The organism is Staphylococcus parequorum (assembly GCF_039237145.1).
Lineage (GTDB): Bacteria > Bacillota > Bacilli > Staphylococcales > Staphylococcaceae > Staphylococcus > Staphylococcus equorum_A.
On sequence record NZ_CP150682.1, the window covers coordinates 345,166 to 367,230 of the forward strand.

The 22,065-nt window shown below is 31.9% G+C and carries 18 protein-coding genes and 1 pseudogene; 9 read left to right on the plus strand and 10 right to left on the minus strand.

Translation table 11 applies throughout. The features are described from left to right. Nucleotides 1-59 precede the first annotated feature (59 nt). From AAA453_RS01600 to AAA453_RS01620, 5 genes and pseudogenes are all read right to left on the minus strand, one after another. Nucleotides 60-203 carry a hypothetical protein gene (locus tag AAA453_RS01600; protein ID WP_277575703.1) on the minus strand — a complete coding sequence of 48 codons (144 nt, stop codon included), beginning with the start codon at nucleotides 201-203 and terminating at the stop codon, nucleotides 60-62. Between the two features lie 179 nt (nucleotides 204-382). Next, nucleotides 383-1,105: a peptide ABC transporter permease gene (locus AAA453_RS01605; protein ID WP_427705775.1), complete on the minus strand. Its 723-nt coding sequence runs from the start codon at nucleotides 1,103-1,105 to the stop codon at nucleotides 383-385. Between the two features lie 18 nt (nucleotides 1,106-1,123). Continuing rightward, a pseudogene (locus AAA453_RS01610) lies at nucleotides 1,124-1,756 on the minus strand (ATP-binding cassette domain-containing protein). 433 nt (nucleotides 1,757-2,189) lie between these two features. Beyond that, the gene (locus AAA453_RS01615) at nucleotides 2,190-2,333 is read right to left on the minus strand and encodes a hypothetical protein (RefSeq protein ID WP_427705777.1); all 144 of its coding nucleotides are present in this window, start codon (nucleotides 2,331-2,333) and stop codon (nucleotides 2,190-2,192) included. A gap of 172 nt (nucleotides 2,334-2,505) precedes the next feature. Beyond that, nucleotides 2,506-3,647 (minus strand): IS3 family transposase gene (locus AAA453_RS01620; protein WP_107539410.1). Its coding sequence is split into 2 segments (ribosomal slippage): nucleotides 2,506-3,377 and nucleotides 3,377-3,647, totalling 1,143 coding nucleotides; the frame shifts between segments, so codons are not numbered across the junction. 338 nt (nucleotides 3,648-3,985) lie between these two features. Here AAA453_RS01620 and AAA453_RS01625 point away from each other — a divergent pair. From AAA453_RS01625 to gtfB, 4 genes are all read left to right on the plus strand, one after another. Further along, complete coding sequence (locus AAA453_RS01625; RefSeq protein ID WP_427705779.1) at nucleotides 3,986-8,530, plus strand: YSIRK-type signal peptide-containing protein; 4,545 nt, start codon at nucleotides 3,986-3,988, stop codon at nucleotides 8,528-8,530. A 109-nt stretch (nucleotides 8,531-8,639) separates the two neighbouring features. Then, nucleotides 8,640-8,828, plus strand: coding sequence for a hypothetical protein (locus tag AAA453_RS01630; protein WP_069816823.1), 189 nt, complete (start codon nucleotides 8,640-8,642; stop codon nucleotides 8,826-8,828). Nucleotides 8,829-8,872: 44 nt separating this feature from the next. Continuing rightward, nucleotides 8,873-10,381 (plus strand): accessory Sec system glycosyltransferase GtfA, encoded by a 1,509-nt coding sequence (gtfA, locus tag AAA453_RS01635; RefSeq protein WP_427705781.1) that lies wholly within the window; start codon nucleotides 8,873-8,875, stop codon nucleotides 10,379-10,381. Beyond that, entirely contained in the window at nucleotides 10,374-11,696 is a 1,323-nt protein-coding gene (gene gtfB / locus AAA453_RS01640; protein WP_427705783.1) for an accessory Sec system glycosylation chaperone GtfB, read from the plus strand. Before gtfA ends, gtfB begins: the two co-directional genes overlap by 8 nt. Nucleotides 11,697-11,756: 60 nt before the next feature. On the opposite strand, the gene AAA453_RS01645 is transcribed toward gtfB, so the two are convergent. From AAA453_RS01645 to AAA453_RS01660, 4 genes are read right to left on the minus strand one after another with little or no spacing between them, the layout of a single operon-like run. Next, nucleotides 11,757-12,392, minus strand: coding sequence for an ABC-2 transporter permease (locus AAA453_RS01645; RefSeq protein ID WP_427705785.1), 636 nt, complete (start codon nucleotides 12,390-12,392; stop codon nucleotides 11,757-11,759). Next, nucleotides 12,392-13,234, minus strand: coding sequence for an ABC transporter ATP-binding protein (locus AAA453_RS01650; RefSeq protein WP_427705787.1), 843 nt, complete (start codon nucleotides 13,232-13,234; stop codon nucleotides 12,392-12,394). The genes AAA453_RS01645 and AAA453_RS01650 overlap by 1 nt, the downstream gene beginning before the upstream one ends. Nucleotides 13,235-13,262: 28 nt before the next feature. After that, nucleotides 13,263-13,982 carry a DUF3169 family protein gene (locus AAA453_RS01655; RefSeq protein WP_069816833.1) on the minus strand — a complete coding sequence of 240 codons (720 nt, stop codon included), beginning with the start codon at nucleotides 13,980-13,982 and terminating at the stop codon, nucleotides 13,263-13,265. Beyond that, the gene (locus AAA453_RS01660; protein WP_002506324.1) at nucleotides 13,979-14,182 is read right to left on the minus strand and encodes a helix-turn-helix transcriptional regulator; all 204 of its coding nucleotides are present in this window, start codon (nucleotides 14,180-14,182) and stop codon (nucleotides 13,979-13,981) included. Before AAA453_RS01660 ends, AAA453_RS01655 begins: the two co-directional genes overlap by 4 nt. Before the next feature lie 126 nt (nucleotides 14,183-14,308). Here AAA453_RS01660 and AAA453_RS01665 point away from each other — a divergent pair, with 126 nt between their 5' ends. Beyond that, nucleotides 14,309-14,833, plus strand: coding sequence for a DUF3267 domain-containing protein (locus AAA453_RS01665; RefSeq protein ID WP_427705789.1), 525 nt, complete (start codon nucleotides 14,309-14,311; stop codon nucleotides 14,831-14,833). Between the two features lie 10 nt (nucleotides 14,834-14,843). Here AAA453_RS01665 and AAA453_RS01670 read toward each other — a convergent pair whose 3' ends face one another. Further along, nucleotides 14,844-15,668 carry an AraC family transcriptional regulator gene (locus AAA453_RS01670; protein ID WP_427705791.1) on the minus strand — a complete coding sequence of 275 codons (825 nt, stop codon included), beginning with the start codon at nucleotides 15,666-15,668 and terminating at the stop codon, nucleotides 14,844-14,846. 186 nt (nucleotides 15,669-15,854) lie between these two features. Here AAA453_RS01670 and melB point away from each other — a divergent pair, with 186 nt between their 5' ends. From melB to AAA453_RS01690, 4 genes are all read left to right on the plus strand, one after another. Next, the gene (gene melB, locus AAA453_RS01675; RefSeq protein WP_069816839.1) at nucleotides 15,855-17,243 is read left to right on the plus strand and encodes a melibiose:sodium transporter MelB; all 1,389 of its coding nucleotides are present in this window, start codon (nucleotides 15,855-15,857) and stop codon (nucleotides 17,241-17,243) included. A gap of 15 nt (nucleotides 17,244-17,258) precedes the next feature. Beyond that, a complete protein-coding gene (locus AAA453_RS01680; RefSeq protein WP_427705793.1) occupies nucleotides 17,259-20,234 on the plus strand; it encodes a glycoside hydrolase family 2 TIM barrel-domain containing protein in 2,976 nt (991 codons plus the stop codon). A 303-nt stretch (nucleotides 20,235-20,537) separates the two neighbouring features. After that, a complete protein-coding gene (gene cidR, locus AAA453_RS01685; RefSeq protein WP_069816843.1) occupies nucleotides 20,538-21,425 on the plus strand; it encodes a cidABC operon transcriptional activator CidR in 888 nt (295 codons plus the stop codon). Nucleotides 21,426-21,535: 110 nt separating this feature from the next. Beyond that, nucleotides 21,536-22,063 (plus strand): acyl-CoA thioesterase, encoded by a 528-nt coding sequence (locus AAA453_RS01690; RefSeq protein WP_069816845.1) that lies wholly within the window; start codon nucleotides 21,536-21,538, stop codon nucleotides 22,061-22,063. Nucleotides 22,064-22,065 lie beyond the last annotated feature (2 nt).

Genomic DNA, 22,065 nt, shown 5'->3' on the forward strand with positions numbered 1-22,065 from the left:
AAGCATAAAAAATACACTTCCACTTAATAGCGGAAGTGTTTTTCTGTTTTTATTAAAAATTAGAATTTATCTTTTAAGTCTTTAGCTTTATCTGTTGCTTGGTCTTTCAATTCGTCTTTTTTCTCGTCGTCATTTTTAATTTCGTTGGCTTTATCTTTTGCTTTGTCTGTTGCTTGATCTTTATACTCGTCAAACTTACTCATAAATAAACGCCTCCTTTAAAATGTTATATTACTGTGATTCCACATATCATAGAACTTAAACATATTTATTTTTATAGTTAAGGAATAGTGAGAAAACCCTGATACACCCAATTTAACAATAAAATTTGTCTAATTAAGTGTATCCGGGTTCGCATTAATAAGCCTAGTATCTTAAAAAGTTATAGCCCTAATTTTAACCACCGTTTTTTAGCAAAAATTAAAAGCATGAAGTTGACTACAAATAATATCAGGAAGAATATAAATATAGTTAAAATTTGGTTTGCAGGTAAAAACGCTTTATTACCATTTAATACTTGCTCAACTAAAGGATATATACTGTTACTAGCTTCAAATGGAGCAATTATTCCAAAAATAGTTTTATTTACTGCAACTAGTATAATTGACCCTATCCAATAAATAATACTTATACCTATACTTATAAGTACATTGGGCGATAGTACACTTATAGTTCCAATAATCAATATATACTGTAAGAGTACTAAAGAAAATAAAGTGAGTAATAGTAAAAAGTGCGAAAAATTTGAGAAAACAACAGAAATGATTGTTAAACCAATTGTTAAAAATACAAAGCTTTCAATAAATAAAATAGCAGCTTTTTTATAAAAGAATTTAAATACATTATCTCCAAGTAACTTATAAAACAAAGTATTTTTATTACTATATTCTTTGTTTATGAAATAAGCAATTATGAAAGAGAATAATAAAAAACCAAATTCAGTAGCTACCGTGTATGTACTGAAAAAATATTGTCCATATGTCAAATTGCTAACTTTATCTATACCAACTGGTAAAAAATAGCCTAATAAGAATACAAAAATAAACAATATACCTAATGTCAAAATTATTTTATTTGAAATATTCTTTTTAAATTCTAATAACATTTTTACACCTCTTTATCTTTATAAGTTAATATAATCATTTATTAAATGATCTTTTGACGTATATTCTTCAATTCGTTTATCTTTAAATAAAAATTGCGCGCCGTTTATACTACTTAAATCTGATAAATTATGTGTTATATTTATAATTACTTTTGAAGGGTTATCTGAGATGAATTTATTTAGGAAATTATAAATATCATTAACGGTTTTTTAATCCAGAGCATTTGTAATTTCATCTAGGATTATTATTGATTTATCCTCTAGTAAAAAACTCAATAATTTTAATTTTTGTTTTTGTCCATCACTTAAATTTTTAATGAGAATTTTGCTAGGAATTGACTCTAGATTAAGCATCTTACTAATCTCTTTAAATTTACTATTATTATTAAACTTAGATTTTAGTAAATGAAATAGAAATTCCTTACTTATATCATTAGGGACATTTGATGAACTAGAAATAAGAGTTGTGTTTTGTGACACCACTTTTGGTATACAACCATTTCTATTTAATATGAAATCCTTTGCTAGCTGTGATTTACCAACACCATTTTTTCCAACAATATGATTTATTTTCCCCTCATAAAAATATAAATCTGAATTTGAAACTAATTCTTTATTCTTTAATTTTAAAAAATAGTTTTTAATCTCCATAGTATTTAGCTCCTATTAAAAAATATGATTTCCCCAATAAAATAGCCAATGTATTAAAGTATTAACAGCAATTATTATCCCTATTCCTTGTATTAATAGAACCAACCAATGGTTTTTCGTAAAATTATGAAATTCATCTAAAGAGATGTGGGGTTTTATTTGAAAATATTATAACACGCAATCTAATTTTATTTTATAGTAACCATGAAATTTTTCGAGAATATATTTATTGAATTGCTTAAATACATAATTTTGTCAAAATTGATTTTCTATAGTAAAAAAACGCTACTATATATAGAAAAATATAATTGAACTGTTTCCAAATTGTGGAAAGAAAACCAAATATTATCACCAATTAAAACCATTAAAAGAACCGCCAATAATGAGCCATCTCATCATTGGCGGTTCTTTTAATTTAACTATATTTCAAAAATTAAAATTTATCTTTTAAGTCTTTAGCTTTATCTGTTGCTTGGTCTTTTACTTCTTCTTTCTTCTCGTCGTCATTTTTAATTTCGTTGGCTTTATCTTTAGTTTTGTCTGTTGCTTGATCTTTATACTCGTCAAACTTACTCATAAATAAACGCCTCCTTTAAATATTGTATTACTTTGATTCCACATCTCAAAGAACTTAAACATATTTATTTTTAACTTTTGTCATAATATAGAAAATGTTTTAAAACCTAGACAAACCCTCTGCTATAAGGCACTGAACCCTTAGAATGGGAACTTAATAAAAACACTTTGTTCTAGGCTGCTAATTCCTTATATTTTATGGGAGCTAAGTAGCCTAGTTTTTGTTGAATTCGATTATTATTATAGTTTTTAATGTAATTTTCGACAATATCTATTACAATTTGGTTAGAGCTATTGAGCTCATTGTTTATGTAGAAAGCTTCACACTTTAGCGAGGAATGGAAACTTTCTATAGGGGCGTTATCAGCTGGTGTTCCCTTTCGGGACATACTTCTGATAATGCCTTTTTCTTTGCATAATTGATAGTAAGCGTACGAGGTGTAAACACTGCCTTGGTCACTATGTAGTATGCAATTCTCAGGTATATCTATTTGATTCAATGTATCATTTACTAAGCTTTGATCTTGTTTGTTATCTATTTTATACGCCACAATTTCTCCGTTATAAACATCCATAATTGAAGATAAATACAACATAGAGTTACCGAAAGGTAAATAAGTAATATCAGTTGTTAATACTTCCATTGGTTGGTTAGCTTTAAACTGTCTTTGTAATAAATTCTCTGTTTTATAATAAGGTTTGCCAATTTTTTTAGATTTTTTAGGCCTAACTCGGCAGTTCAGATTATACTCTCGCATGATTCGCTGAACTCTTTTATGATTAATTGATGCTGAATACAATTGATTAATCAACGCTGTAATTTTGCGATAACCGTAGGTGAAATTATTTTCTTCACATAATTCAATAATCTTTTGAGTCACTTTATCTTTTTCATTGTTCTTGTGTTTCCATCTATAGTATGTCGATTTAGGTATTTCTAAAACATCAAGTATCATTTTGATTGAATACTTATGCTTTAATTGATTAACTAATTCTACAATTACTTTTGGTACCACTTCCTTTCTAATTCCTTGTACTTTTTTAAAATATCTAATTCAATATCTTTTTTCTTATTATCTAACTTTAATTGTTCTATTTCTGATAATTCTTTCACTCCTTTGCCATAAGTATATTGCTTGCCTCTTTGTTGATAAAATCTATAAGTTTCACCATTTCGATACCATCGCCACCAAGTTTTTACCTGTGTGCTGTTTTTGATATTTAATACTTCCATAATTTCTTTTACAGTATATCCAGCTTCTTTCATTTCAATAGTCTTATATTTTGTTTCTATTGAATAAGACATTATTTTCATAGAAAAAACACCTCCGTATGATTCATTTTAAATGAATTCAACGAAAGTGTTTTTATTTCCTTCCCACTATTTGGGGTCAGTTCAATAAAGCATTAGGTTTGTCTTTTGATTTTATTATATAGCCATAAAATTTAATTGTAAAACGTTTTCAAATATCATATTTTTCAACTGTAAAAAGTATTAAAAATCAATCTTTATTAAGTTGAATTCTAATTAAAATATAAAAATAAACGTGAATAACACGAAAATAAAAATAATTTTTTAATAAAGAAATAGTATTTATTATGAATACAATGTAATATGTAATCATACCTAATATTAGAGGGGGAATTTGTGCAGTGAGAGAGAGACAGAGGTTTTCTATAAGGAAATTGGGAGTTGGCGTTGGATCCGTATTGATTGGTCTTACGATTTTTGCAACAAGTGGGAACGTTGCATCGGCTGACGAGAGACAAAATAATGGAGAAAATTTTGAATCCGTCGTATCAGATAAAAGTGTAGGCGATATTGGGAGACCTATACAAAATGGTACAGAAATAGCAAGTGAAGATGAAAAAGGTACGGTTGAATCTGCTCAACAAGAAATTGAAGATGTGAAAGCTGAGGATACACCAGAAGTTTCACAAGAAAAGTCAGAATTATCAAACGAAAGTAAAGAAGAAGTAACACAAGAAGAGTCAGCAACATCAACAGAAGATGTGAAAAGTGCGGAAAAAGTTTCACAAGAAACACCGAAAGCATCACCTGAAGATGATAAAAACATAGATGAGTTAACACCAGAAGAGCCAGCAACATCAACAGAAGATATGAAAAGTACGGAAGAAGTTTCACAAGAAAAATCAGAATTATCAAACGAAAGTAAAGAAGACGTATCAGAAGTAGCACAAGAAGAGTCAGCAACATCAACAAAAGATGAAAAAGACACAGAAAAAGTGACACAAGAAGATTCAAAAACATCAGCTAAAGATGAAACAGATACAGAAGAAGTAACACAAGAAAAGCCAGAACTATCAACAGAAGATGGTAAAGATAAAGAAGAAGCGACACAAGAAGACTCAAAAGCATCGACTGAGGACGAAAAAGATTCAGAAGAAGTAGCAAAAGATGATAAAGACAAAGAAGAAGTGACACAAGAAGATACAGAAACATCACCTGAGGACGAGAAAGACAAAGAAGAAGTAACACAAGAAGATACAGAGGCATCGCCTGAGGACGAAAAAAAACCAGGAGAAGTAAAAGAAGAACTAACGACACCAACTGAAACTGATAAAAATGCAGAAGAATTGGGTCAAGAAGGCTCAGAAATATCACCTGAAGATGAAAAGGAAATAATCGAACCAGTTGAAGAAGGATCAGAATCAGAAGATGAGGATTTAGCAGAAGCTAATGCGACACTTCAACGAAGATCAGATGTAAATAATCAAGCTACAGGAGGCATGCAAACCTATGCTGCACTTGCAGATGTTACACTTTTAGACAATATGGAGTTAACAGCTACTCATGATAATGGCATATTAAATCTACAATTAGAGGGAAGACCTTTAGTTGGTTTAGGTGTAGGAAATACGTATCCAACATTCCAATTGTCTCAACAATTCCGTGATTTAATGGCAGATCCTAATTTTATAAATGCTATAGAATTAGACTATGATTTACCAGGATTACTTGGTTTAGTGAGAAACACTGGTACTTTAGAGGGTAGCGAATTGACTATTGATCCTAATACAGGTGTAGTTTATGGGACTGTTGAAAATTTAGTGAATTTAGGTGTTGCTAGTAAAGTTACCTATAATTTGACTATTGATTTAAACCAATTGACAGAAAATGGTATGTTACCTGAATCTGATCAACCGGGTAGACAAGAATATAATTTTTCATCAGCTGCGGGTAGTGGTTTAATAAATCTTGATCTTCTCGCAAATAGCGGAAATGAAACATCTATTGTTATAGAAAACGAAGAGGATTCAGAGTCTATTAGTGAAAGTGAATCATTGAGTACATCAGAGTCACTAAGCGAGAGCGAATCGTTAAGCACATCAGAGTCATTAAGCGAGAGTGAATCACTAAGCACGTCGGAATCACTAAGTGAAAGTGAATCATTGAGTACGTCAGAATCGCTAAGTGAAGTTGAAAGTGAATCATTGAGTACATCAGAATCATTAAGTGAAAGCGAATCATTGAGCACGTCAGAATCATTAAGCGAAAGTGAATCATTAAGTACGTCAGAATCGTTAAGTACATCAGAATCACTAAGCGAAGTTGAAAGTGAGTCATTGAGTGCGTCAGAATCACTGAGTGAAAGCGAATCATTGAGCACTTCTGAATCACTAAGTGAAAGCGAATCATTAAGCACGTCAGAATCGTTAAGTGAAAGCGAGTCGTTGAGTACGTCGGAGTCGATCAGCGAAAGCGAGTCATTGAGCACGTCAGAATCACTAAGTGAAAGCGAATCATTGAGTACGTCAGAATCATTAAGTGAAAGTGAATCATTGAGCACTTCTGAATCACTAAGTGAAAGCGAGTCGTTGAGTACATCAGAGTCACTAAGCGAGAGTGAATCATTAAGTACATCAGAATCACTAAGCGAGAGTGAATCATTAAGCACGTCCGAATCATTAAGCGAAAGTGAATCATTAAGTACGTCAGAATCGTTAAGTGAAAGCGAATCATTGAGCGCATCAGAATCACTAAGCGAGAGTGAATCGTTAAGCACATCAGAATCACTAAGTGAAAGCGAATCGCTAAGTACATCAGAATCACTAAGCGAAAGCGAATCATTGAGTACGTCGGAATCACTAAGCGAGAGTGAATCATTAAGCACGTCCGAATCATTAAGTGAAAGCGAATCGTTGAGTACATCAGAATCATTAAGTGAAAGCGAATCGTTGAGTACATCAGAGTCACTAAGTGAGAGCGAGTCGTTGAGTACGTCAGAATCACTCAGCGAAGTAGAAAGTGAGTCGTTAAGCACTTCTGAATCATTAAGTGAAAGCGAATCATTGAGCACGTCAGAATCACTGAGTGAAAGCGAATCATTGAGCACATCAGAGTCCCTAAGTGAAAGTGAGTCGCTAAGTACATCAGAGTCACTAAGTGAAGTTGAAAGTGAATCGTTGAGTACGTCGGAATCACTAAGTGAAAGTGAGTCGTTAAGCACGTCAGAATCACTAAGTGAAAGTGAATCGTTAAGTACATCAGAATCACTAAGCGAAAGCGAATCGTTGAGTACATCAGAGTCACTAAGTGAGAGTGAATCGTTGAGTACGTCGGAATCACTAAGTGAAAGTGAGTCGTTAAGCACGTCAGAATCACTAAGTGAAAGTGAGTCGTTGAGTACATCGGAATCATTAAGCGAGAGTGAATCGTTAAGTACATCAGAATCACTAAGCGAAAGCGAATCGCTAAGCACATCAGAGTCACTAAGTGAAAGTGAATCATTGAGTACATCAGAATCACTAAGTGAAAGCGAATCGTTGAGTACGTCGGAATCACTAAGTGAGAGCGAATCATTAAGCACGTCAGAATCACTAAGTGAGAGCGAATCGTTAAGTACGTCGGAATCATTAAGCGAAAGCGAATCGCTAAGCACATCAGAATCACTAAGCGAAAGTGAATCATTGAGCGCATCAGAATCACTAAGCGAGAGTGAATCGTTAAGTACATCAGAATCACTAAGCGAAAGCGAATCACTAAGTACATCAGAATCATTAAGCGAAAGTGAATCATTAAGCACTTCTGAATCATTAAGTGAAATAGAAAGTGAATCAATGAGTACATCCGAATCACTAAGTGAAAGCGAATCGCTAAGCACATCAGAATCATTGAGTGAAAGCGAATCGTTGAGTACATCAGAGTCATTAAGTGAAAGCGAATCATTAAGCACATCAGAGTCACTAAGTGAAAGCGAATCCTTAAGCACGTCAGAATCACTAAGCGAAAGCGAATCATTGAGCACATCGGAATCACTAAGCGAGAGTGAATCATTAAGCACGTCAGAATCACTAAGCGAAAGTGAATCAATGAGCACATCGGAATCACTAAGCGAAAGTGAATCATTAAGTACGTCAGAATCATTAAGTGAAAGTGAATCATTAAGTACGTCAGAATCGTTAAGCGGGAGTGAATCGTTAAGCACGTCAGAATCACTAAGCGAAAGTGAATCAATGAACACGTCGGAATCACTAAGTGAAAGTGAATCCCTCAGCGATGTAGAAAGTGAATCGTTAAGCACATCGGAATCATTAAGCGAAAGCGAGTCACTAAGTGAAGTAGAAAGCGAATCAATGAGTACATCGGAATCATTAAGTGAAAGTGATTCATTAAGCGAAGTAGAAAGTGAATCAATGAACACATCGGAATCACTAAGTGAAAGTGAGTCATTAAGTACATCAGAGTCATTAAGCGAGAGCGAATCAATGATTTCATCTGATCCAAACAATTCATTAGATTCTACAAACACAGCAGAAGCAACAAACAATGCATCAGGTTCTACAGGAACATCAGAAGCAACAAACAATGCATCAGGTTCTACAGGAACATCGGAAGCAACAAACAATGCATCAGGTTCTACAGGAACATCAGAAGCAACAAACAATGCATCAGGTTCTACAGGAACATCAGAAGCAACAAACAATGCATCAGGTTCTACAGGAACATCAGAAGCAACAAACAATGCATCAGATTCTACAAACACATTAGAATCATCAAATGATTCAGATTCTGAGAATGAAGCGAACCAAAATGAAAAAGATAAAGACAAAGATTCAGAGTTACCAAATACAGGTGACGATACAACGAAAAACGGATTGTTAGCGGGTATTCTTGGACTAGGTGGTTTGGCACTACTGAGAAGACGTCGTAAAAAAGAAACTGAGAATAATTAATCACATTTGATTTAAATATCAATACAAAATACAGCTGAGGATATTTTCCTTGGCTTATTTTGTTATAATAAGTTAATAAATATTTCTTTAGTTATAGGAAGTGTAATATATGAGTGAAAATATAAATGAAAAAGAAGAATTAGATCAAATAAATAAACAAATTGAAGAAGAATTAAATGAATATGATGCTGAAAAAGATCAACAAAAAGCAAAAAAAGAATTTCTGACACTTAAGTTTTTTGGCACGTTTATTATATTGACCTTTATGATTTTTAGCATTGTTAAATTGTTTGTTTGATAAGTAAAATTGTAATTTTAACTTTAGTTATTGAGGTGTAATACATGACGATATATAACATGAACTATGGTATTGGATGGGCGAGTAGTGGTGTAGAGTATGCGCAATTATACAGAGCTCAAGCTTTAAGAGGAAGAGCAGAAACATTAAAGTTCGTGTTTTTAGAATTTATAAAAACTGAAAATATACAAACCCTAACAAAAAATTTAGGGTTTAATGATGATGAAGTGGTATGGTTATACCAATTTTTCACAGATATAAAAATAGCACCTTCAAGTGTTAAATTAGATGAGATTATTCAATCACTCAATGACGACATCACTAAAACAGAAGATGAAGGAAAAATCAAAAAATATTTCTTTAATAAAAACAGTAATTATATCGTGTGTCATTTGAAAGAAGAAGATAGCGATATTGTTGATAGAGTAGAATATGTATCAAGAGGGAAGTTACTACGCAAAGATTATTATTCCTATGTACGTGTCTTTTCAGAGTATTACGCCCCTGAAGATAATATGGCTAAATTATATATGAGAGTCTTTTACAATGAAGACGGTTCTACAGCATACAATGAATATGTAAATGGTGATAATAGTATGTTTGTCTTTAAAGATAGAATACTATATTCGAAGCAAAGTTTTATTGCATATTTCATGGAAAAACTTCAGTTGTCGCAGGAAGATATGATTTTATTAGATCGCTCAAAAGATGTTGGTCAAGTTATGATAGAAAATAAACATCAAGCTAAATTAGGTGTAGTGATTCATGCAGAACACTATAATGCGTCGACAACGAACGATGATTATATACTTTGGAATAATCATTATGAATATGTATTCACTAACGCGCAGGAAATTGATTTCTTTATCACAGCAACGGAAATCCAAAATAAACTGCTGACAGAGCAATTTGAAAAGTATAATCATATCAAGCCTAATATATATACAATTCCTGTAGGAAATTTAAAAACTTTAACACAACCTTCTTTAAACAGAAAGCCTTATTCTATCATTACTGCTTCAAGATTAGCAGCTGAAAAACGTGTAGATTGGTTAGTTAAAGCAGTCGCAATTGCGAAACAACAAAGACCTGAAATAACATTTGATATATATGGAGAAGGTGCTCAAAAGCAGGCATTGCATAACCTTATTCGTGAAAATAACGCAGAAAGTTATATCACATTGCATGGCCATGTAAATTCAAACCAAGTATATAAGGATTATGAATTGTTTCTATCAGGATCAACGAGTGAAGGTTTTGGATTAACATTGATGGAAGCGATTGGCTCAGGATTAGGACTTATTGGATTTGATGTTAATTATGGAAATCCGACTTTTATTGAGGACAAAGAAAATGGCTATCTCATACCTATTAAATTAAATGTAGAATCAGAGTCTGAAATAGTAGGAAAAATTGCTGAAGCTATAATTCTATTTTTTGAAAATGATACAAATAATTTCCATGAGGCATCTTATAAAGTTGCTGAACAATTTACACAAGATGCTGTAAAAATCCAATGGAATAATTTAATTGATGAGGTGCTTTATGATTAATTTATTTGAAGCTTTCGATAAACAAACAATAGTCCTTTATAATTCATTTAAATTTTCGGGTATGAATAGACAAACAATCGTTATTGAAGCAGATGGCTTTCTTCCTGCAGATGTTAAAACACCATATGAATTCTTTGCGGAAAATGAAAATTTGCCAGTTAAACCATTATTTTTTAACCAAGTTAAAACACCGAAATTTTGGTTGATTGAAGGCAATAATAACGATGCTGTAATTAAAGATACAGGAGATATTAAAGCGAGAATTATTTATAAAAAGAATTATAAACATAGAATCGTAGAACGTATTGAGTGGTTAAATAAACAAGGACATACGCAGTTTATTGATTATTATAATAAATATGGATACAGTTATGCACAAGTAGTATTGGATCCTAATACCCATAAAAGAATATTAAAACGCTACTATAACGCTAAAGGTGAAGTGTTTATGGTTGAGAACTTCATCACAAATGATGTTATTTTGAATTGGCAAGGCAAAGAATACTTCTTCCATTCTAAAATACAATTTGTTAATTTCTATATTCAAGTTGCAGGGTTAGAATCCGAACAATTTTTAATTAACTCATTTTCAGTACCAGCCGCAGTGATGAACGGTTTAAGTGACTCTAGCAATGATTATTTTTATTGGCAAGGTGATATTACGAGCGATATTATTCGTCATATGGAAAATATATTATCTAAAGAACGTAGATCATTCAGTATTATTGTGCCGAGCGATGAAGCCTACGAACAACTTAAATCGTCCATTAGTGATAAATGGAAAAATAGAATATATAAATCTGGATATGTATATAAATTCCTGAAGTCTAATAATCATTCTAACCAAGTGCTAACACTAACAAATTCTGATCAAATACCGCATTTAGAACAAATTGTACAAGCACATCCGCATTTAGATTTTCATATTGCAGCTATGACTGAAATGTCTAAGGTGTTAATGAACTTGAATAAATATGCCAATGTTAAATTATATCCAAATGCCAAAAAGACCGAATTTAAAGCACTTTATAAAAAATGCGATATCTATTTAGATATTAATAAAGGAAACGAAATATTAGATGCAGTTAGGGCAGCCTTTGACTACAAATTATTAATTTTAGGTTATGATGCCACTGCGCACAATAGAGTAGTAACAGCACCAACTCATTTATTCGATGTAGCGTATCCTGATACGCTAATCAGTGCCCTAGAGGAAGTTACGCAACACAAAGACACATTCGATAATTACTTAGAATTACAATTACAACAAGCCAATGCTATCGATAAAACAACATTTATTGAATCAGTAAATTAATAAATCACACAATAATAAAAAATCCCAATGACTTTGTAATTAAGTCACTGGGATTTTTTGCTATAGTTCTTGTTTATTAAATATTTTAATTGATGAAATGTAGGAAACTACTAATAAAATAACACCTAAAAGTGCATAGGTACTAACTACGAGTAAATTACTTGTTACGTTAGCTATATCTTCAATTGATCCAGATGAAGCAATATTTGGCATGATAAATCCAAAGAATACTAGGAAAAATAAAGCTATTACTATAAAGGATGTTGTGATTAAAATAACATTTGAATTTTCTGGTCCAAATTTAAATGTTAAAGGGAACATTATTGCGTATGAACCAGCGCCACCTATGCCTATTAATATAGATACTAACGTGAGATTTAAATTTTGTGTTATGAGTGCTAATGGTATAATACCGATGATAAGTCCTATTAAAATTAGAACGCCGTAGAAGCTGAAATAACTGTTTACGTATGCACTTCTACCTTTAGGTAAAGTGGACACATAATACATCCATTTTGAATCTTTCTCATGTTTAATGTTATCCGTTACAGGTGAAATAAGAAAAATCATTGGTAAAAAACATGTCATGATAGGGTTCATAAATGTGAATAGTATACTAGCGACAATACCTACAATTAAATAAGTGAAGAGTGATTTTTTTGATGAGTAATAACTGCTAAGTGTTAAGCCCTTCATTATTTATCACCTCTCATAATTAATTTTGTTGCGTCATCAATACTTTGCAATGGTCTCGCATTTGTTACTTGGTTACGATTATTGATTAAAGTAGTTCTTATGTGATTACGAGCTCTTGAAGCTATGATAAGGTCAGTTGGAATATTGAAATCTTCTTCAGGTTGCTCAATAATGCCATAATTATCCAATAAGTTTTGTTTGTTTTCTTCAAAAATAATTTTGCCATCTCGCATAAACACAAGTTTAGTTGCAAGCTGCTCAATATCTTCTGAAATATGAGATGAAATCAAAATCCCATTGCCTTCTTCTATGTAATCCTCTAACATTTCAATAACTTCTTCACGACTTGAGACATCCATACCAGCAGTAGCTTCATCAAGAATGAGAAGTTTACTTTCGTGTGCTAACGATATTGTCAAAGCAGCTTTCATACGCATACCACGTGAAAAGGATTTAATTGCATTATTAGTAGGTAACTCAAATTTATCGATAATTGAAAAGAATTTTTCGCTATTCCATGATTGATAAATATTAGAAAACACTTTATCAATTTCTTTAATTGTTAGTTTGTTTGGTACACGTAAATCATCAAATACAACACCGATATTTTCTTTATAATTGGAATCATTTTCTGTTACAGTTTCATCGAAAAAAATGATTTTTCCACTGTCTTTAAAGCGATTTCCGACCAATGTATTAATCAATGTAGATTTACCTGAACCATTTTTTCCAATTAAACCTACAACTTCACTAGGTTTGATTGATAGTGAAATATCGGAAAGGTGAAAGTCAGATTTTGTGTAAGACTTATTTAAATTTTGAACTTTTAAAAGGTGTTCCATAGATACACTCTCTTTCTTCATACTATATTTATAAATAAAATTTACGTACTTTTAACATATAACCAAATGCATTATAGATAAAAAGAATAATAATAAGGAGCAATCCTAAAAGTTGGTTGATGCCAGTAATTAATGAGAATAAACCTAATATCATTCCACCAATAATCAATAAAGTAAGATTGATATGATAAATTTTGAACATAGAGACGAGCGTTATATGACGTTCTCCTTCATCCATGATGTCTAGAATTTTCTCCGTATACTGAGCTTCACCTTGTTTTGGATAACGACTATCAAATTTTCTTACAAAGAAACCGATCATCAGAGAAGGAACAATTGTGATTAAGTAAGGAATGATAGGATAAAAAATGTCTCCCTCAGAAGCATTTACCATCACTATAATAAACATACAAATTAAACTAATTAAAATCTGAACATAATAAATAAAGCTCGTTCTCATAAACATCATATTTGCTTTCTCTTCAAATTCATCAGCTTGTTGACCCTCTATATCATGGTTCATTTTTGATTTGAATGTGAGTGCATTTTGTTGAACTTTATATAACACTAGAGTAAGGATTATATTAATGAGGGATGCAATGAGACAAACAATGATTGTAATTTCGTGGCTTGCGAAACTTATGCTTGAAAAATGGCTGTTATTTTCAAATAAGCCAAAGGATAGGCCAATAATACCACCAATGATTCCTCCTACTAAAACAAGCAATAAAAAGCGTCCTACTTTCATAAATCTTCCTCCTCAATTATGAAGATGTTTTCAACGGGTTCATTAAATATGCGAGCAATTTTAACAGCTGTCAGAATTGATGGCATAAAATCATTACGTTCTATTAAGGAAACAGTTTGTCTAGAAATTCCTGCGTTTTTAGCAAGTTGTGTTTGATTATAGCCATCACGTGCACGTAATTCTTTAAGTCGATTGCGCATTATTGATCAACTCCTTAAGGTTAATATATATTACTTTTGTCATTTTGACAACTATATTTGTCAAAATGACATGTATCGTATATGTTATATGTGAGAATTTTATAATATGAAGAGGAGATTATCATTATGAAAAAAATTGATATTATAGGTAATGATTCATTAATAAAGGCATTTTCTAAATATCAAATTGCCTTATGTATTGTTTTTGGTGGGTTGTTTTTTGTTATGGTAAAGATGTCTGATACTATTGATATTTTCGATTCAATGTTAGCTAATATATTTATTGGAATAGGGTTATTTATAGGGACGTTTATTGTACATGAATTAATTCACGCTTTGTTTTTCAAACTGTTCTCGCCATTGAATAAGGTGAATTTTGGAATGGCTAACGGAATGATTTATTGTGCAATACCAGGGGGAAGCTTTACGCCATTAACTTTTGCTATAAGTGCAATAGCACCATTTGTTATTATTACTTCAACTTTCATCATAACTTTTTATATGGGGGTTTTACCCAAAGTGTTCTTTTTATCATTTGCTACCATGCATACAATGTCATGTGTTGGAGACTTTTATTGGGTGATTAAAATGATACAAACACCAAAGAATTCTCATATTAAAACTACAGATAGTGGCATTGTTATAAGTTGAAAATTTAAAGCTACGAAAAATTATTTCGATATTCAGACGCACTAATTTCAAAGTGTTTTGTAAAATTTTTAGAAAATAATAAAGGATCTTTATATCCAACTTTACTTGAAACTTCACATATCATATTATTCGTATGTATAAGTAATTGAGATGCATGATACATACGGATATATGTTAAGTATGCTTTGGGAGAACAATTTAAATTCTTCTTAAACAGCTTGAATAAATGACTGCGAGTGACATTAACATATTGCGCAACATCAACGACACTAATATTCTTGTGATAGTTTGAATTGATAAATTCGACTGCTCTTTGGATATCTTCGTTAACAATATTGACGTTAACTGAGAAATTTTTAGGAAACTGTTCTTGAAGCATATAAACTAATTGGTATATATGTTGCATGATTAAAATGTCATGTGAGTTGCTAGACGCAATGGTTTTTGAAAGATCACATATATTATGAATCGTTTTTTTAATTTCAGAAGTGTCTTTACCTATAATGATATGGTCATCTACGATATAACTACGTGCTAAATAATCTAGAATTTGTTTGCCACTAATACCTACCCAATAATAAGTCCAAGGTTTTGAAAAAGAAGGCTTATATTCAACTTCCATGCCTTTTTCTAATAAAAACATATCCCCTTTTTTTAAGTTGAAACTCTGCCCATTATATTTAAAAATACCTTCACCATGAGTTACGATATGTATTACAGATGTTTGGAAAACTGTATAATTATAACCTACATTTGGTACACCAACTTCAATACCACATTCTACTAAATTAGCATCAATTAACTTTTTACTAAATTTCTTCCATAAAACTTGCATAACACACCTCTCAATTTATCATATTGAACTTCTTTAGATTTATATAATCACATTATAATAACAAAATGCAACATTTTGCCATACAACATCATCATTATGCTATTCATAACATGCACTTTAAATTGATAAAATGATATTAACATATATGTAAGCGCTTTAAAAAGTGAGATTTTAGAGGTGGATAAAATGGATAGATATTTAACTGGAAAGCAAAAATTAGCATTTGGCTTTGGTGCAATAGGGAAGGATGCCATATTTAATATTGTTGGGCTCTTCTTAATGTTTTATATCACAGATATTGTAGGTTTATCTCCTGCATTTGTCGGAGTTATGCTTTTTGTTGCACGTATTTGGGATGCAATTAATGACCCGATTATGGGTATGATCGTTGATAATACGCGGAATAACTTTGGTAAGTTCAAGACGTGGCTCGTTATCGGTACGCTTGCTAATGCTATTGTTACAGTCTTGCTATTTACGAATTTAGATTTATCACAAACGTCTATGTATATTTATATATCGATTATGTATATTTCCTGGGGAATGACATATACGATGATGGATATTCCGTACTGGTCTTGGTTACCGAACTTGACGCATAACCCTAGAGAACGTGAAGAGATTTCAGTCATTCCTAGATTTTTCGCAAGTTTAGCCGCATTTATTGTAGGTACTTTTGGTTTGTTCTTTATACATAAATTAGGAGACGTCTTTGGTAGTGGTAGTGACTCGGTAGGCATTTTTGTTTTTGCCGTAATCTGTAGTGTTGTTTTTATCTTTACGATAGGTGTAACAGTCTTCAAAGTACCTGAAGATCATGAAATGGAAAAACAAATAGGTATTAAAGTTAATTTTAAAGATATTGGTCGTATTTTATTTAAAAACAAAGAATTACTTGCCATCATGGGTGTTTTATTAACTTTTAATTTATGCTTACAAACGCTCAATGGTTCTATCATTTATTACTTTAAATATGTAGTGAATGCGGAACATTTATTTTCAATTTTTAATGCAATGATTCTGTGTGAAATGCTTGGTTTATTACTTTTGCCACGTTTTATTAAATGGGTTGGTAGAACTAGAGCGTTTAATACAGCTATTACGCTTATCATAACTGGTTTAGTTATTATTTTAATATCAGGTTTCGTGGCGCCACAAAGTACGATCTTAGTCATTATAGGTGCAGGTATGTTACGAGTTGGTTCAGGATTTATGATTGGTATAACAACAGTATCGCTTGCAGATGTGATTGATTACGGTGAAGTGAAGTTTGGGCAACGTAATGAGAGTGTGATCACTTCCACAAACACGTTTTTAACTAAAGCATCACAAGCAGTTGCCGCTTTAATTGTCGGTGTCGGCTTATCTGTATTAGGTTATACACCGAATGAGGCACAATCAGCGGTCACGGTTAATGGTCTGCGTATCATGATTATTGTCGCACCGTTGATTTTCGTTAGTTTAACAGCATTTTTATATCATAAAGCATTCCATTTAAAAGGTGACTTTTTAAATGATATTGAGAAAACACTCCGATATAAACGTCAGAGGGAACATAGAGAGAATATTAAATAGAGGGGATGTCATTTTATGTTAGAAGAACAATTTCATGAAAATATGGAGATTCAGCATGTGAACTTGATGCCAAGACGCGCATTTTATATACCTTATCAAGGAGGGGAGTCTGACTACCGTTTAGAAACACGTTATAATACAAAAAATGTGACATTATTAAATGGTGATTGGCACTTTGAATATTTCAATTCTCTAGAAGCATGTTTAAACCAACCTCAACAGATTAAAAAGGATATATTGCCAGTACCGTCTGTATGGAATTTATATGGCTACGATCAAATACAGTACCTTAACACACAATATCCAATTCCATTTGATCCGCCGTATGTCCCGAAGAACAATCCATGCGGACGTTATACACGTTCTTTTGAGTTAAGTTCATATGATACGCAAAGTGATTATCATTTGAATTTTGAAGGTGTAGATAGCGCATTTTATGTATGGGTAAATAATCAATTTGTAGGTTATAGTCAGATATCTCATGCTATTTCAGAATTTGATATTTCAAAATTTGTGCGTGATGGAGAGAATACGATACAAGTGCTTGTATTAAAATACTCAGATGGCACTTATTTTGAAGACCAAGATATGTTCAGACATTCAGGTATTTTTAGAGATGTTTATATTTTAAAACGAGCGCAATCACGTGTAGATGATTTTAAAATTGAAACACATTTAAATGATGATTTGAATAAGGCTACTATAGATGTGAACTTAGCACGTAAACAAGCGTTAGACCAAGCTGAACTACACTTATATGATCCAGACAGCAAATTGGTAAGCAGTATTCAAGCTTCTGAACAGTATAGCTTTACAGTTAACAAACCACAATTATGGTCAGCAGAAAGTCCTGTACTTTATACGTTAGTCATTACTACTGGTCAAGAAGTTATTACACAAAAAATTGGTATTCGAGAAGTTAAAATCAGAGATAATCAATTTTTTATTAATGGACAATCTATTAAATTACGTGGTACCAATCATCATGATAGTGATCCTAAAACAGGCTATACGATAAATGAAGCTCAATTTATGAGAGATTTAGAGCTTATGAAGCAAGGTAATTTTAACGCAATCCGTACGGCACATTATCCGAAATCACCTTTATTTTATGAATTAACAGACCAATATGGTTTTTATGTGATGAGTGAAGCGGATTTAGAAACGCATGGTGTAGTTCGTTTATATGGTGAAGAGAACACTGAGCACTTTAATATCATTACGGATGACCCTAAATATCAAACTGCAATTATCGAGCGTATTGAAGCGTCTATAATCCCTTTGAAAAACTATAGTTCAATTGTTTCATGGTCAATGGGTAATGAATCAGGATTTGGCGTTAATGTGGTTAAAGGCTTGGCACGTGCGAAAGAATTAGATGCTACACGACCACTTCATTATGAAGGCACATTACATCGTGATAAATCAAAAGACTATGATTTATCTAACGTTGAAATGATTAGTAGAATGTATCCATCTCCTGAAGAAATTGAAATGACATATTTGAAGAATCCGAATCTAGATAAACCCTTTATTTTGTGTGAATATGCGCATGCCATGGGGAATTCACCAGGCGATCTTCATGCTTATCAAAAGCTTGTTGAGGCATACGATAGCTTTATTGGAGGATTCGTATGGGAATGGTGTGACCACGGTATTCAGACAGGTTTGAAAGATGGTAAGCCAATATTTAGGTATGGTGGGGATTTCGGCGAATGTCTACATGATGGTAATTTCTGTGTGGATGGTATTGTTTCTCCTGACCGTGTGCCTCACGAAGGATACTATGAATTTAAACATGAACATAGACCTTTAAAAGTAATAAAGCGGGATGACTATAAACTATCATTACGTAATCAACTTGATTTCACGCATATAGAAGATTATTTAAGTGTTGAAGCAACTGCTACTTTTTTAGATGGCACGCGTCAGACGTTTGAAGTTCCTTTTGCTCAATTTGCACCCCATACAACACAAAAGATTGATTTAAGTGACTATATTAATATAAATGAACTCAGTGATGTGATGTTACACTATAAATTGAAATATGCAGATAAGTTACGTTCGGCTCATTTTGAATTAGGATATGATCAAATCGTATATCAGCGACAATCGATGACGCATCAGAATATGAAACCATTATCAATAGCATGCAGAGACAAGGCTCGTACAATTCACGTTGCTATTGATAATTGGACATACATTTTTGATAAAACAGACGCGAGTTTAAAAGCAGTTGTGCATGATGGCATAATTATTATGAATCAGAAAACACAAAATAACTTATGGCGTGCACCAACAGATAATGATATTAATGTTAAGCAAGATTGGGCATACGCTGGATATAAAGATATTACTACGCGTGTGCATGGTTACCGAATCGATAAAAATAAGAGTGACGTCAGTCTTATTTTTGATATTGCACTGGTTAATGAAGCGGTTCCTCCTGTACTTTCGGGTACAATTACGTGGACAATTCAAAGCGATGGTACGCTTAACGTAAACTATGATTTAGAGAAAGATACATTAGCGCCATTTCTTCCACGTTTCGGTTTAGCCATGACATTACCAAGTGACTATGAGCAAGTCGAATATTATGGGAACGGTCCTTATAGCAGTTATCAAGATAAAGGTGTGGCAACATATTTAGATTATTTCGAAACGACAGTGACAGATAATGTAAGTAACGATATCAAACCTCAAGAATCAGGAAGTCATAATCAGACTACATTTGTTAAAGTTTCAAATGGTCGAAATGCTATGGTTGTAACAAGTGGAGACACATTCAGTTTTAATACAACACATTATTCATTAAATCAGTTAACGCATAAGACACATAAAGACCAATTAGAGCTCGAAGATTATACGTATTTTTATATTGATTATGCTCAAAGTGGCATTGGTTCTAATAGCTGCGGTCCAGAATTAAATGAAGCTTATCGACTCAATGATACACAAATCAAATTGAATTTTAAATTGAATTTTGAGTAGTTAGTGTTTAAGGTATTTCACTCATATTAATCAGCAATTCAGAAATTTATTTTATATTTGAAAAGGCCGTTATCACGAAATGTGGTAACGGCCTTTTTTGAATTAAATCTTCATGACAAATAGTGATTTAACTATTTTATTGGAAATAATAAGGTGACATAAAAATAAACCTTGGTGTTATATTTCCAATACATGCTAATATTAATATTAACAAGAACGTTAAAAATTTCAGGATTATAAAATATAAAAATGATTGAACTATAGAACGCTACACTCATAATATAAAAAGAAGGTGTGATTTTATTGGAACTTAGACATATGCAGTATTTTGTTGAAGTCGTAAAACAAAAAAGTATGACGAAAGCAGCAGCTAAACTTTTCATTACACAGCCAACAATTAGTAATACGATTAGATTACTAGAAAAAGAATTAGAAGTAACATTATTTAATAGATATAAAAACCAAATATACCTAACTGATGCGGGGGAGGCATTCTTTTTTCAGTGTAAAGAAATGCTGAAAATGTATGAAAATATCCCTAATGAATTAAGTAATCTTTTAGAATTGAAAAGCGGACATTTAAAAATAGGAATTCCTACAATTATTAATATTCGAAGACTAATAAAACTCATCTCTCAGTTCCATGATTCTTATCCTAATGTAACGTTTCAACTTTTTGAAAATGGAAGTAAAAAAATTGAAAATGATATATACTATGGTGATTTGGATATGGGGATTACTGTCCTACCAACGAATCATAAAATTTTCAGTACATTCACTTTCTTAGAAGAAAAGTTAAAACTTGTAGTTCATAAAGATCATCCATTATCTAATAGTGATACGATTGATATTGAAGATTTAGAACATCAAGAATTTATTTTATTTAATTCTGATTTCTATTTAAACGATAAAATCAAAAATACGTGTAGAAACTATGGATTTAATCCTAATATTATTTTTGAAACGACCCAGTGGAGCTTTATAGAAGAAATGTTAATAAATAATATGGGCATTTGTATATTACCTGAGGGGATACTTGATTTATTGGATAAAGATTTGAAAGCTATTAGTATTAATGAACCTTCAATGAAATGGGAACTCGCCATTATTTGGAGAAAAGATATCATAGTTGATTCATTAACAAAAAATTGGATTAAATTTATACAAGAAAATTACTTATTACATCATTAAACGTAGAGGTCATTCACATAATTTATGGCCTTATAAAAAAAGGATATTTTCTATTTATATGCTCCCGTTCTATAATTTGTGACATAAACATTATAGAACGGGAGTTTTTCATGGAAAATTATAAATATCCGAGCGATAGTAAAATTGTCAGTACCGATCAAGTTTTAATTAATGACTTGAATAATTACAACACACTATTTGGTGGCGTATTGATGAAAAAAATTGATAATAATGCAACTTTGTCTGCTAGAAGACATGCAAGAGTTAAAGAATGTGTCACAGCATCTACAGATAGTGTGGAATTTTTACATCCTATTACTCAGTCAGATTCAGTTTGCATAGAATCTTCTGTAGTTTATACAGGAGAAAAATCTATGGAGATATTTTGTAAGGTAATTTCGGAAGATATGATTACAGCAAAAAGAAAAATTGCTGCTATCGCTTTTCTTACTTTTGTAGCCTTAGATGAAAATAAAAAATCAATTAAAGTACCTAAAATTACAGCTCAGACTAAAGACGAAAAAACATTATTTATGTATGGTGAAGAAAGAGCAAAAGTGCGTAAAACGAGAAGGTTACAAAGTAAAACATTACTTAAGTCTCTTGATTTAAGTAAACCATGGGAATTGGAGAAGTGATA